General features: G+C 73.1%; 13 protein-coding genes. 10 read left to right on the plus strand and 3 right to left on the minus strand.

Going from position 1 to position 12551, the window contains the following annotated elements:
- The first annotated feature begins 53 nt into the window (after nucleotides 1-53).
- The 4 genes from hemC to ACEZHJ_RS05645 are packed head-to-tail and all read left to right on the plus strand — an operon-like array spanning nucleotide 54 to nucleotide 4192.
- Complete coding sequence (gene hemC / locus ACEZHJ_RS05630; protein ID WP_375036318.1) at nucleotides 54-983, plus strand: hydroxymethylbilane synthase; 930 nt, start codon at nucleotides 54-56, stop codon at nucleotides 981-983.
- Entirely contained in the window at nucleotides 980-1774 is a 795-nt protein-coding gene (locus tag ACEZHJ_RS05635) for a uroporphyrinogen-III synthase (RefSeq protein ID WP_018718053.1), read from the plus strand. The genes hemC and ACEZHJ_RS05635 overlap by 4 nt, the downstream gene beginning before the upstream one ends.
- The gene (locus ACEZHJ_RS05640; protein WP_163139527.1) at nucleotides 1771-2910 is read left to right on the plus strand and encodes a uroporphyrinogen-III C-methyltransferase; all 1140 of its coding nucleotides are present in this window, start codon (nucleotides 1771-1773) and stop codon (nucleotides 2908-2910) included. Before ACEZHJ_RS05635 ends, ACEZHJ_RS05640 begins: the two co-directional genes overlap by 4 nt.
- Nucleotides 2911-2920: 10 nt before the next feature.
- On the plus strand, nucleotides 2921-4192 hold the full coding sequence (locus ACEZHJ_RS05645) for a heme biosynthesis HemY N-terminal domain-containing protein (RefSeq protein WP_163139525.1): 1272 nt from the start codon (nucleotides 2921-2923) through the stop codon (nucleotides 4190-4192).
- On the opposite strand, the gene ACEZHJ_RS05650 is transcribed toward ACEZHJ_RS05645, so the two are convergent.
- The gene (locus ACEZHJ_RS05650) at nucleotides 4189-4686 is read right to left on the minus strand and encodes a hypothetical protein (protein WP_018718056.1); all 498 of its coding nucleotides are present in this window, start codon (nucleotides 4684-4686) and stop codon (nucleotides 4189-4191) included. The two genes, ACEZHJ_RS05645 and ACEZHJ_RS05650, sit on opposite strands and share 4 nt — an antisense overlap.
- Before the next feature lie 159 nt (nucleotides 4687-4845).
- On the opposite strand from ACEZHJ_RS05650, the gene hemP reads away from it, so the two are divergent.
- The 6 genes from hemP (at nucleotide 4846) to ACEZHJ_RS05680 (ending at nucleotide 10419) form a co-directional block, all read left to right on the plus strand.
- The gene (gene hemP / locus ACEZHJ_RS05655; RefSeq protein ID WP_018718057.1) at nucleotides 4846-5031 is read left to right on the plus strand and encodes a hemin uptake protein HemP; all 186 of its coding nucleotides are present in this window, start codon (nucleotides 4846-4848) and stop codon (nucleotides 5029-5031) included.
- Between the two features lie 105 nt (nucleotides 5032-5136).
- Nucleotides 5137-7245: a TonB-dependent hemoglobin/transferrin/lactoferrin family receptor gene (locus tag ACEZHJ_RS05660; RefSeq protein ID WP_163139523.1), complete on the plus strand. Its 2109-nt coding sequence runs from the start codon at nucleotides 5137-5139 to the stop codon at nucleotides 7243-7245.
- Complete coding sequence (locus tag ACEZHJ_RS05665) at nucleotides 7239-8150, plus strand: hemin ABC transporter substrate-binding protein (RefSeq protein ID WP_018718059.1); 912 nt, start codon at nucleotides 7239-7241, stop codon at nucleotides 8148-8150. Before ACEZHJ_RS05660 ends, ACEZHJ_RS05665 begins: the two co-directional genes overlap by 7 nt.
- A 2-nt stretch (nucleotides 8151-8152) precedes the next feature.
- Entirely contained in the window at nucleotides 8153-9247 is a 1095-nt protein-coding gene (locus ACEZHJ_RS05670; RefSeq protein WP_163139521.1) for an iron ABC transporter permease, read from the plus strand.
- Nucleotides 9241-10029 (plus strand): heme ABC transporter ATP-binding protein, encoded by a 789-nt coding sequence (locus ACEZHJ_RS05675; protein WP_163139519.1) that lies wholly within the window; start codon nucleotides 9241-9243, stop codon nucleotides 10027-10029. The genes ACEZHJ_RS05670 and ACEZHJ_RS05675 overlap by 7 nt, the downstream gene beginning before the upstream one ends.
- A 51-nt stretch (nucleotides 10030-10080) precedes the next feature.
- Nucleotides 10081-10419 (plus strand): antibiotic biosynthesis monooxygenase family protein, encoded by a 339-nt coding sequence (locus ACEZHJ_RS05680; protein ID WP_375036319.1) that lies wholly within the window; start codon nucleotides 10081-10083, stop codon nucleotides 10417-10419.
- Between the two features lie 15 nt (nucleotides 10420-10434).
- Here the strand turns inward: ACEZHJ_RS05680 and ACEZHJ_RS05685 are convergent, their stop codons facing one another.
- The gene (locus ACEZHJ_RS05685) at nucleotides 10435-11412 is read right to left on the minus strand and encodes a quinone oxidoreductase (RefSeq protein WP_375036320.1); all 978 of its coding nucleotides are present in this window, start codon (nucleotides 11410-11412) and stop codon (nucleotides 10435-10437) included.
- Between the two features lie 61 nt (nucleotides 11413-11473).
- Nucleotides 11474-12517, minus strand: coding sequence for a ferrochelatase (gene hemH, locus ACEZHJ_RS05690; RefSeq protein ID WP_163139294.1), 1044 nt, complete (start codon nucleotides 12515-12517; stop codon nucleotides 11474-11476).
- Between the last annotated feature and the right edge of the window lie 34 nt (nucleotides 12518-12551).

Raw genomic sequence — 12551 nt, forward strand, 5'->3', positions numbered from 1 at the left:
CCGCGGGTCGTGGCATCCTGTACGGCCACGCAGGCTACCCGAGAGGCCGTACCATGCCCCGCGACCGGGTCCGTATCGCCACCCGTCGCAGTGCCCTGGCGCTGTGGCAGGCGGAACACGTTGCCGACGCCCTCCGCCGTCTCCATCCCGGGCTCGAGGTCGAGCTCGTGGGCATGAGCACCCGGGGCGACGAGATCCAGGACAGGACGCTAGCCGCCATCGGCGGCAAGGCGCTGTTCGTCAAGGAGCTCGAACGGGGCATGTTCGAGGGGCGCGCCGATATCGCCGTGCATTCCATGAAGGATGTCCCCGCGGAGCTGCCCGAGGGTATGCACCTGCCGGTGATCCTCGAGCGCGACGACCCCTTCGATGCCTTCGTCTCCAACCACCACGCCGGGGTCGACGAGCTCCCCCGGGGCGCCCACGTCGGCACCGCAAGCCTGCGCCGGGAGTGCCAGCTGCGCTGGCGGCGCCCGGACCTGCGGGTCTCGCCGCTGCGCGGCAACGTCCAGACCCGGCTCGGCAAGCTCGATGCCGGTGAGTTCGACGCCATCGTCCTCGCGGCCTCCGGGCTGCGCCGCCTCGGGCTCACCGAACGCATCCGCCGGCCGTTGACCGCGGACGAGAGCCTGCCTGCGGTTGGCCAGGGCGCGCTGGGCATCGAGTGCCGCAGCGACGACGACGCGCTCAACGAGCTGATCGCCCCCCTGCGCCATCCGGACACGTTCGACCGCGTCAGCGCCGAGCGCGCCGTCAACCAGCGCCTGGAGGGCAGCTGCCACGTCCCAATCGCCGCCTATGCGGTGCTCGAGGGCGACGAGCTGTGGCTTCGCGCCCGTGTCGGCAGCCCCGATGGCCGGCAGCTGCTGCGCGCCGAGGGGCGGGCGCCCCGCGGCGAGGCGGCGGCGCTCGGCCAGCGCGTGGCCGACGACCTGCTGGCCCAGGGGGCCGGGGCACTGCTGGCGGAGGCGGAGGGCCGATGAGCCGGACGCTGGCCGGCATCGGGGTCGTGGTCACGCGCCCCCGGTCGCAGGCCGACGCGCTTATCGATCGGCTACGGGCGCTGGGGGCCACGGTGGCCCCGCTGCCCACCATCGAGATCGAGCCCGTGGACGACCCCGACAGCGCCCGGGCCCTCGCGGCGGCCCTGGAGGCCGCCGACTGGCTGGTGTTCGTCAGTCCCGGCGGGGTCGAGGTGCTGCTGGAGCGTTTCGGTGGTGACGGTGTCGTATGCCCGCCGAACGCCCGTGTCGCCGCCGTGGGGCCCGGCACTGCGCGGGCCCTGCGGGGGCGCGGCTGGCCCGTCGACGCCAGCCCGGCGCAGGGCGGCGGGGCCGCCGCGCTGCTCGATAGCCCGGCGTTCGACCCGGCGGCGGGCTCCAACTGTGTCATCCTTGCCGGCGAGCACGGTCGCGCGCTGCTCGCCGATACCCTCGCTGCCCGCGGGGTCCGCGTGACCCGCCTCGGTGTCTACCGCGCCGTGGTGCCCGACGTGGACCCGGCGCCGGTGGTGGCGGGCTGGCGCGCGGGCTGGCTGCAGTACACTATCGTTACCAGCGTCACCGGGCTGTCGCATCTGCGCGAGCTCGTCGGCCCGGAAGGCTGGGAAGCCGCCTGCGGCAGCCGGCTGATCACCGTCTCCGAGCGCGTGGCCGAACGGGCGCGGGCGCTTGGTGTGCACGAGGTGCCGGTGATCGCCGCCCGGCCCGGGGACGAGGGCCTGATCGAGGCCCTCGGGCAGGCGGCCGAAGCATCCACAGGGAGTCATCCATGACGGAAGAGAACGAGCAGGAACGGCCCGTGCAGGGGGAGGAGCGACAGGACAGCGAGGCGGAGGCCACCGGGGCGCCCCGGCAGGCCGCGAGCGGGGGCAGCGCCGGTGGCGGCGGTCTGCGCGGACTGGCCGTCGCGGCGCTGGTGCTCGCCATCGTCTCGGTCCTCGCGGTCGCCCTCGGTGGCTGGTGGGGCTGGCAGCGTTACCAGGCGTTCGCGGCGAGGCAGGCGTCGCTGGTGGACCAGCAGGCGCTGAAGCAACGCAGCGACGGCCTGGACGAGCGCATCTCCGAGCTGCGGGGCCGTCTGTCGAGCCTGGACGAGCGCACCGCCGGGCGCGACCAGCGCCTCGCCGAGCTCAAGGCCTCGCTGGACGCCGTGACCGAGACCCAGTCCCAGCTCAAGGCGCAGATGGACCGCGTCGCCGAGCTCGCCCAGGTCAACCGGGACGACTGGCGGCGCTCCGAGGCCGCCTATCTCGCACGTGTCGCCGTCCATCGCCTGCGCTACTACCGTGACGTCGACGCCGCCCTCGGTGCGCTCAAGGCGGCGGACGGCATGCTCTCTGCCCTGGGCGGCGAGGTGATCGCGGAACGTAAGGCGATCCGCCAGGCCATCGACCGGCTCCTCGCCGTGACGGAACCGAAGACCGACCGGATCGCATCCACCCTGGCCGGCATCGCCGACGGTGTCGATGGTCTCCGCCTGCGTGCCGGCGCCGAGCCCCTGCCTGCCGCGAAGGCGGCGGACCATGGCGGGGAGGCCGGTGGCGAGGGTGCCCGCGGTCCCCTCGGCCGCGCCTGGAGCGAGTTCCGCGGGGCCATGGGCGAGCTCGTGGTGGTCTCCGGGCCGGAGCGCGAGGTGGTGCCCCTGCGCCCGATCCGGGAGCGGTTTTTCCTGCGCGAGAACCTCCGGCTGCAGCTGGAGAGCGCTCGGCTCGCAGCCATCCGGGGCGATGGCGCCCTCTACCGCGACTCCCTGAAACGCGCCCGTGACTGGCTGAGCCGCTACTACGATGACGGCGACGCGGCCGTGGCCGACGCCCTCGACCGCCTGGACGCGCTCGCCGACCGGCCGGTGCGCGTGACCCTGCCGGACATCCAGTCGGTCCTCGCGCCGGTGCGCGAGTTCGACTGAGGGAGGCCGTATGCGCAAGCTCTTCGTTGCCCTGCTGCTGCTGCTCGCGAGCATCGCCGCCGCGCTGTGGCTGCGCGACCACCAGGGGTTCGTGATCATCAAGGTCGGGGCCTGGTCGGTGCAGACCAGCCTCGTGCTCTTCGCCGGCATCCTGCTGGTGGGCTGGGCCGTCCTGGGGCTGGTCTGGACGCTGCTGGCGCGGCTGTTCGCCACGCCCCGCGGCATGCGCCGGTGGGTGCAGGGGCGGCGGCGCAACCGCAGCCGCGAGCGTCTGGTCAACGGCCTCATCCAGCTCGCCGAGGGCCACTACGAGCAGGCCGAGCGCATGCTCACCCGCCAGGCCGAGGCGGACGGGCTGGGGTTGTTCCACTACCTGCTCGCGGCCATCTCCGCCCATCGCCGGGGTGACAACGAGTCCCGCGACCGCTTCCTCAGCCTGGCCGACGAGAGCGAGTCCGGCGCCGAGGTCGCGGTCGGCCTGGTTCAGGCCCGGCTCCAGCTAGACGCCCGCCAGCGCGAACAGGCCCTCGCGACGCTGTCCTGGCTCCACGAGCGCGCGCCGGGCAACCGCCAGGTCCTGGCACTGCTCTACCGCTGCGCCACCGAGCTGGAGGACTGGGAGCGCGCCCGCGAGCTGCTGCCCCAGCTGCGTCGCCACCAGGCCCTGCCCGCCGACGAGCTGGACGCGCTGGAGACGCGCCTGGCCACGGAACGGCTGGATGACGCGGTGGCCCCGGGGGCGGAACAGAGCCTGGCGTCCATCTGGCAGGGCCTCACCCGGGCCGAGCGTCGTGACCCGGCGCTGCGTGCCCACTACGCGCGTTGCCTGATCCGCTCCGGGGAGTCGGCCGCCGCTGCCGAGCTGCTCAAGGGCTGGCTGCGTCACGACTGGGACGACCGCCTGGTCACGGCCTGGGGGGAGCTCGAGGAGGTGCCCGGCGACCAGGGCTTCGCCCAGGCGGAGCGCTGGCTGAACCATCGCCCGGACGATCCCGTCCTGCTGCGTACCGCCGGGCTGCAGGCATTGCGCGGCGGTCTGTGGGGCCGGGCGCGGAGCTGTCTGGAGGCGGCCGCCGCCCGTGACGACGACGCGCTCACGCACCGCCTTCTCGGTGACCTCTACCAGCAGCTCGGCGAGCCGGAGCTTGCCCGGCGTGCCTGGCACCGGGCCATGGATGCGGGCCTCGGCCGGCCCGCGGTTACCGTGCCGGCACTGCCGCCGCGTCAGGCCGCGGACGGTTCCGACGTCGCAGAAGAGGCGGGGGCGTCCTCGTCCGCCTAGTGCAGGCGTTCTCCGGCGGCGGTGCGGGTGCGCTGCCGCCGGCTGCGGCACCGGTGTTTCGCGGTCGTCCGCCCCCGCTCCGGCCTCGCCTGGGCGCAGTACAGGGCAATCACCGAGGCGTGCTGCAGCAGCGTCGGTACCGCCTCGGCCTCGACGAGGTGGTGGGCGATGGCGTTCGCCTCACTGCCGGAGGACATCCGTCCGTGCAGGCGCAGGAACGCCGCCTCGTCCGCGCCCAGACACGGGCAGGGCGTCGCGTGGAAGCGGATCGTGCGCCGGCCGTAACGGGCGATGGTCGCCATCAGTGCACGGAAGTGCCGGCGCATGATGTCGCCGTCGGCCGGGGCCGGCGCGTTGCCGAGTTCCGCGTCCACCGCCCGGGCCAGCGCGTCCGGCTCGTACTGCAGGGCGCAGGCCGCGCTGCGGAACGCGCGCAGCAGGTATTGCTCGAGCGGTTCCAGGTCCGCTGTCCGTCCCACCGTATCGCTGGACATCGCTCATCTCCGTTGGTGCGAGTGCCCTGACTTTAATCGCGAATGAGAAGCGACTGCAATAATAACACCGGTATACGCTAACAATTCTCGTTTGCGTTTTTGCCGATCGCGCTATAGCCTTGTGCCATTCGATCGAGGCCTTCACGGGGAGGGAGGAGGATGTCGGGTACGGGCGACGACGAGGCCCTGCCGCGGACGCCACCGCGCGGCGACCGGGGCGGCGGCCCGCGCCGGATCGACGCACGCTGCCTGCTCGGCAGCGCCGGCGAGGCCATCATCGTGCACGGGCGGCAGGAATACCGCCTGCGGCGCACCAACAGCGACAAGCTGATCCTGACGAAATGACCCCGCACCCCGCGGGGGAGGACAACCCACTCGAGTCCGAGCCAGCCAGTGCCGCGTCCCCGTGGCCGCCAGCCAGGACCGCGGAACCTGATCGGGAGACAGGTTATGCACGGCTGGACGAAAACGGGAACCGGTGCGGCGGTCATGCTCGCGCTCACGGCGGCCGCAGCGGCGGCGGATAGTGACGATGTGGCGCCCCCGCTGGAGCTGGATTACATCTCGGTGACCGCGATGCGTACGCCCATCGAGGCCTTTGACTATCCGGGGATGGTGAGCGTGGTGGATTCCGGGACGATCCGTGAGCGCCAGCCGTCGACGCCGGACGACATCCTCGGCGATCTGCCGGGGGTCGAGTTCACCGGCGGGCCCCGGCGTACCGGCGAGGTGCCCAGCATCCGTGGGCTCGCCGGGGCGGACGTGGTGGTGACCCTGGATGGCGCCCGCCAGAATTTCCTCTCCGGCCACGACGGCCGGTTCTTCGTCGACCCCTCGCTGCTGCGCGAGGTCGAGGTCGTTCGCGGCCCGGCCTCCTCGCTGTACGGCAGCGGCGCGACCGGGGGTGTCATCGCCCTGCGGACCCTGCGCGCCGAGGACCTGCTCGCCCCGGACGAGCATGCCGGGATATGGCTGCGCGGCGGCTACCAGGGCGTGAATCACGAGCGCCACGCCGGGGTTACCGCCTATGGCCGGCCGCGGGACGATCTCGGCGTGCTCGCCAGCATCACCCGCCGTGATTCCGGCACCATCGAGCTGGGTGACGGCAACGAGCTGACCAACAGCGACGACGACATCGTCTCCGGCCTCGCCAAGGGGCGCTGGCAGCCCGACGAGGACAGCGAGGTCGAGCTCTCGTTCCAGCGCTTCGACAACGACGCCCGCGAGCCTAACAACGGCCAGGGTGCCGGCGACGAGAACTCGGTCGCCAAGGATATCCGCGCGGATACCGCGCGGCTGCGCTACGCCCACGACGACCCGTCCGATCCCTGGGTCGATCTCGCCGTCAGCCTCTACCGCAACGAGACCCGGGTGGACGAGCGCCGCCTGGACGACGACGGCCTCGGTCCCGAGGGCGAGCGCCTGCGCCGCCACCTGGATACCACCGGTCTGCGCCTGGACAACAGCTCGCAGACCGCGTTCGCCGGGGCGGAGACGACCGTCACCTACGGCGTGGAGGGCTACCGCGACGTCCAGGATGGGGGCGATGCCAGCGGCGAACGCGCCGGCGTGCCGGACGCCGAGTACGACTTTGCCGCGGTGTTTGCCCAGGCGGAGTTGCGCTGGAGTGCGCCCGGCGGCATGCCCGGCGAGCTGCTGCTGATACCGGGCGTGCGCTACGACCGCTTCAAGGCGAGCGCCGACGACGTGGACGAGGACCTCAGCGACGACGCGGTCTCGCCGCGGCTGGGCCTGACCTGGAAGCCCACCCGCGGGACCATGCTGTTCGTCAACCGTGCCGAGGCCTTCCGCGCGCCCACCCTCGGTGAGGCCTATCCCAGCGGTACCCATTTCCAGATCCCCCTCGGGGCGCCCTTCGGCACGATCACCAACCGCTTCGAGAGCAACCCGGACCTCGAGCCCCAGCGCACGCAGACCTGGGAGTTCGGTGGCGGACTGCGGTTCCCGGACGTCCTCGTCGACGGCGACCGCTTCGGGATCAAGCTCTCCCACTACGAGATCCACGGCGACGACTTCATCGACACCCAGGTCCGCCAGCCATCGCCGTTCGCGGACTGCAACCCCGCGGTCCCCGGCGCCTGCGACGGCACCACCCGCTCGGTGAACGTCGCCGAGGCGCGGTTGTGGGGCGACGAGATCGAGGCCCACTACCGTGTCGGCCGGCTGCGTACGAGCCTCGGCTTCTCGCGCATCGACGGCGAGGACGAGCGCACCGGCGAGAAGCTCGGCGTGCTCACGCCGCCGCAGGTGAGCCTGTCCGCGCGCTACGAGCTGCCGGCGACGGATACCACCGTCGGTGCCCGGCTGCTCCATGCCGCGGAATTCGACGAGGTGGACGACCCGTCCGAGGAGCGGGCCAGCTACACCGTGGTGGACCTCTCCGCTACCTGGCGGCCGCGACGGCCGGCCCTGCGCGGGCTGACGGTCCGTCTGGGCGTCGATAACGCCTTCGACGAGGCCTACTCGCGAACCTACACCGGTGCCGCCGAGCCCGGGCGCAACGTCAGGATCGCGCTGGGGTACCGGCTGTCATGGTGAAGCGACCGCAGCACCCACGCCCCGGGCGTCCCGGACGCACCGTGCTGGTGGCCGCGGGCGTCCTCGCCGTGCTTGCCGTGCTCGCGGCCAGCGGCGTGCGCGCCGCCGATCGGCCCGAACGCGTGGTCGCCATCGGCGGGGCGGTCACCGAGATCGTCCACGCCCTCGATCGCATGGACGCGCTGGTCGCGGTGGACAGCACCAGCACCTATCCGCCCGAGGCGACGACGCTGCCGGACGTCGGCTACATGCGGCGGCTCTCCGCCGAGCCCATCATCGCCCTGGCGCCGGACCGGGTGATCGCGATGGCCGATGCCGGGCCGCCGGTGGTCTTCGAACAGCTGCGGGAGGCGGGCATCGCCGTCACCCGGGTGCCCGACCGGTCGAGTCCCGGCGGGGTGCTGGAGAAGGTGCGTGTTGTAGCCGGTGCCCTCGGTGTCGAAGGCCGCGGGCGGCGGCTGGTTGCGCGGCTGTCCGCGGACTTCGCGGCCCTGCGCCGCCGTGTCGCCGATACGAGGACGCGCCCGACGGTGCTCACCCTGATCGCCGCCGGCCCGGGTAACCTGATGGCCGCCGGGAGGGGGACGTCCGCCGAGGGCATCGTCCGACTGGCCGGCGGCAGGGGCGCCGTTACCGCCTACAGCGGTTTCCGGCCGCTGTCCGCGGAGGCGGTGATCGCCGCCTCCCCGGACTGGCTGCTGCTCACGCGCCGTGCGCTGGACGCGCTGGAGGGGCGCGAGGGGGTGCGCGCGCATCCGGTGCTGGGCGCGACACCGGCGGCCCGGCAGGGGCGCGTCGTGTCCATGGACGCGCTGTTGCTACTGGGCTTCGGGCCGCGCACGCCGGCCGCCGCGGGACGGCTGGCGGAGCGGCTGCATCCGGCGTCCTCCGGCGGAGACCGCTGACGGTGGCGGCGGTGGTCACGGCCGCGGACACCGGTGGGGATGCCCGGGAGCGGCGCCGGGTCATCGCGATCGCTGCCGTGTTTGCCGCGTTGTGGGGCGCGACCATCCTGGCCGGCCTGTCCGTGGGTGCGGTGGCCGTTCCGGCGGACGAGGTCGTGACCATCCTCGCCCGGAGCGCCGGCCTGCCGGTGGCGCCGGCGGTGCCGGCGCACGAGACCGTGGTGACCGTGATCCGTCTGCCCCGGGTGGTGCTGGGCACGGCCGTGGGCGCGGCGCTGGCGCTGGCCGGGGCGGCCCTGCAGGGGCTGTTCCGCAATCCGCTGGCGGACCCGGGGCTGATCGGTGTATCCACCGGCGCCGGGCTGGCGGCGGCCACCGCCATCGTCTTCTCCGCTGCGCTCACCGCGGTACTCCCCTTCCTGACGCCGGTGCTCGCGGTGCCGGCGGCCGCCTTCGCCGGTGGACTGGCGGTGACCTTCGCGGTCTACCGCATCGCCAGCACCGAGGGGCGCACGGACATCCCCACCCTGCTCCTCGCCGGCGTGGCGGTGAACGCCATCGCCGGCGCCGCGATCGGGCTGTTGGTGTTCGTCAGCGACGACCAGGCCCTGCGGGACCTCAACTTCTGGATGCTCGGCAGCCTTGGCGGGGTCACCTGGGCGCGGTTGGCACCGGTACTGGCGTTCATCGTGGTGCCGGCGCTGGCGCTGATGCGCTTCGCCGGGGAGCTCGACGCCCTGCTGCTGGGCGAGACCGAGGCGTTGCACCTGGGCTTCGAGGTCGAGCGTTGCAAGCGCCGGATCATCGCCCTGTGTGCCCTGGCGGTGGGGGCCGCGGTGGCGCTGACCGGGGTGATCGGCTTCGTCGGCCTGGTCGTGCCGCATCTCGTGCGCCTGAGCGTGGGCGTGCGTCATCGCCTGGTGCTGCCGCTCTCCGCCGTTCTCGGTTCGGCCCTGGTGCTCGCCGCCGACCTGCTCGCCCGCACCATGGTGCTGCCCGCGGAGCTGCCCATCGGGGTGGTGACCAGCTGCATCGGCGGGCCGTTCTTCCTGTGGCTGCTGATGCGCCGCCGTGGCGGTGAGGACGGCTGGTGCTGAGCGGGCGCGGGATCGGCGTTGCCCGGGGCGGCCGGGTGCTGCTCGCCGGGGTGGACATCGCCGTCGCCCCGGGGGAGACGGTGGCGTTGATCGGCCCGAACGGGGCGGGCAAGTCGACCCTCCTGCGCGTGCTCTCCGGGGCATTGCGGCCGGACCGGGGGGCCGTGTCGCTGGACGACGTGCCGCTGGAGGACTGGCATCGTACGGCGCTGGCCCGCCGGCGGGCGGTGCTCCCGCAGGCGCCGGCGCTCGGCTTTGCGCTGACCGTGCGCGAGGTGGTATCGCTCGGGCGCAGCCCCCACGCGGGAATGGGCAGGCGGGCGGACGACGTCCGCATCGTTGACGCGGCGCTGCGCCGGGCCGGCGTGGCGCACCTCGCCGGGCGCGCCTATCCGGGACTCTCGGGCGGCGAGCGCCAGCGCGTGCAGCTCGCCCGCGTGCTCGCCCAGATCGTGCCGGCGCCCGGCCGCGGCGAGCCCGGCGGGCGCTACCTGCTGCTGGACGAGCCCACCAACAACCTGGACATCGGTCATCAGCAGCGCATCGTGGCCCTGGCGCGGCGGCTCGCGCGCCGGGGCGGCGGTGTCCTCGCAGTGCTCCACGACCCGAACCTGGCCGCCGCCTGTGCGGACCGGCTGGTGGTGCTCGCCGGTGGCACCGTGATTGCCGCCGGCGCGCCGTCGGCGGTGCTGGACAGGGCGCTGATGCGCGAGGTCTTCGGCGTGCGGGTGCGCGTGCACCTCGACGCCGCCAGCGGCCGGCCGTTCGTGCGGCCGGCGTGAGCGGTTACGCTGTGTCCCCAACAACACCCGTTGCTGACCATGGAGGTCGTCATGTTCATCGCAATGAACCGGTTCAAGGTGCGCCACGGTCATGAGGAGGAGTTCGAGCGCATCTGGCGCGAGCGCGACTCCCACCTCCAGGAGGTGCCGGGGTTCATCGAGTTCCACCTGCTGCGCGGCCCGGAGGCGGAGGACTACACCCTCTACGCCTCCCACGCCCTGTGGACCTCCCGCGAGGCGTTTGAGGCGTGGACGCATTCGGAGGCCTTCCGCGCCGCCCACCGCAATGCGGGCAGGAATGCCCACGTGTACCTGGAGGGGCCGCGGTTCGAGGGCTTCGAGGTGGTCCAGCGGATGGGCCCCGCCGACGCCGGCACGGAGTCGGCGTAGGCGGGGCGGGCGCGCTCAGGGCAGCAGGATGGTGGAGCCGGTGGTGCGCCGGGCCTCGAGGTCGCGGTGCGCACCGGCGGCGTCGCCCAGCGCGAAGCGCTGGTTGACCTCGATGCGCACAGCGCCCCGGGTGACCACGTCGAAGATCTCGGCCGTGCTCGCGAGGAGGTCCTCGCGCCGGGCCATGTAGGTGAACAGCGTCGGCCGCGTGAGGAACAGTGAGCCCTTCTGCGCGAGGATGCCGGGGTCCAGCGGCGGCACGGAGCCCGAGGACTGGCCGAAGCTCGCCATCGTGCCCATGGGCCGGAGGCAGTCCAGAGACCCCATGAAGGTGTCCTGGCCCACGGAGTCGTAGACCGCGGCGACGCCGGCGCCCCCGGTGATCTCGCGTACCCGCTCGACGAAGTCCTCCTCGCGGTAGTTCACCGGGTAATGGCAGCCGTGTGCCTGTGCCAGGGCCGCCTTGTCGGCACTGCCGACAGTGCCGATCACGGTGGCGCCGAGGTGGTGGGCCCACTGGCACGCGATCAGGCCGACGCCGCCGGCGGCGGCGTGCACCAGCACGGTGTCCCCCGGTTGCACCCGGTAGGTGCGGCGCAGCAGGTACTGCGCCGTGAGGCCCTTGAGCATCATTCCCGCCGCCTGCTCGTCGCTGATGGATTCCGGCAGCGCTACGAGCCGGTCGGCGGCGGTCACCCGGGTCTCGGCATAGGCCCCCGGTGGGCCGGCGGCGTAGGCGACGCGGTCGCCGACGGCGATGTCGGTGACACCATCGCCCACGGCCTCGACGACGCCGGCGGCCTCCATGCCCGGGGTGAACGGCAGGCCGGGGGGCGTGTACAGACCGGTGCGGAAGTAGACGTCGATGTAGTTGACGCCGATGGCGGTGTGGCGCACCCGCGCCTCGCCCGGTCCGGGAGGCGGCACGTCGACCGTCTCCCAGCGCATGACGTCCGGGCCGCCGTGCTCGTGAACGCGGATCGCGTGGGTCATCGCGGTTCCTCCCGTTGTGGCGTGGTGGCGGGCCGCGGGGCCGCCGGGAAACGACGGCGCGTCAGTGCCCGCCCGCCGAGAAGACGTCGTCGTTGGCCGCCGGTTCCGGGGCGGCGAGCCAGCCCTGGAGCTCGCGCAGGACGATGTCGCCGAGCGCGCGGATGTGGTCGTCGCGTACGTTCAGGCAGGGGATGTAGTGGAACGACTCGCCCCCTGACTCGATGAACAGCTCGCGGTTACCGATGTCGTTCTCCTCCAGCGTCTCCAGGCAGTCCGCGGCGAAGCCGGGGCAGATCATGTCCACGCGCCGGGTGCCCTCGCCGGCCAGGCGCTGGAGGGTGACGTCGGTGTAGGGCTGCAGCCACTCCTTGGGGCCGAAGCGGGACTGGAACGTGGTCAGCCATTCCTCCGGCCCCAGTCCCAGGCGCCCGGCCACCGCCGCGGCGGTGCGCGCGCACTGTTCCGGATAGGGATCCCCCCTGTCGGCGTACTCCCTGGGGATGCCGTGGAAGGAGAACAACAGGATGTCGCCGCGATCGTAGTGCTGCCAGTACTCGCTGATCGAGGCGGCCAGCGCGTCCAGGTAGCCCGGGTGGTCGTGGTAGTCACGGACCAGACGCAGGCCGGGCACTCTGCGGCGGCGGGTCATCGCCTTGGCCACGGCATCGTAGGTGGACGCGGTGGTGGAGGCGGAGTACTGGGGATAGAGCGGCAGCACCGCGATGCGCTCGGCGCCGGCGCGCTCGAGCTCGGCAATGCCGTCCTCGATCGAGGGGCGGCCGTAGCGCATGCCCACCGCCACCGGGATGGGGCGGCCCGTGCGCTCGGCGATGAAACGGCGCACCGCCTCGGCCTGGCGGCGGGTGGTGGTCAGCAGCGGCGAGCCGTCTTCCTCCCAGATCCGCTGGTAGGCCTGTGCGGACTTGCGCGGGCGGGTGCGCAGGATGACGCCGTGGAGCACCAGCCACCACGGCAGCCGCGGTGCCTCGACCACCCGCGGATCCCAGAGGAACTCGGCGAGGTAACGCCGCAGCCCCTTTGTGTCCGGGGTGTCGGGGGTTCCCAGATTGGTCAGCAGAATGCCGATCGGTGTCTCGCTCGTCATGCCTGTCACCCGTCGCGTCCCGCGATACGCCCAC

Source organism: Arhodomonas sp. KWT2 (assembly GCF_041949875.1).
Classification (GTDB): domain Bacteria; phylum Pseudomonadota; class Gammaproteobacteria; order Nitrococcales; family Nitrococcaceae; genus Arhodomonas; species Arhodomonas aquaeolei.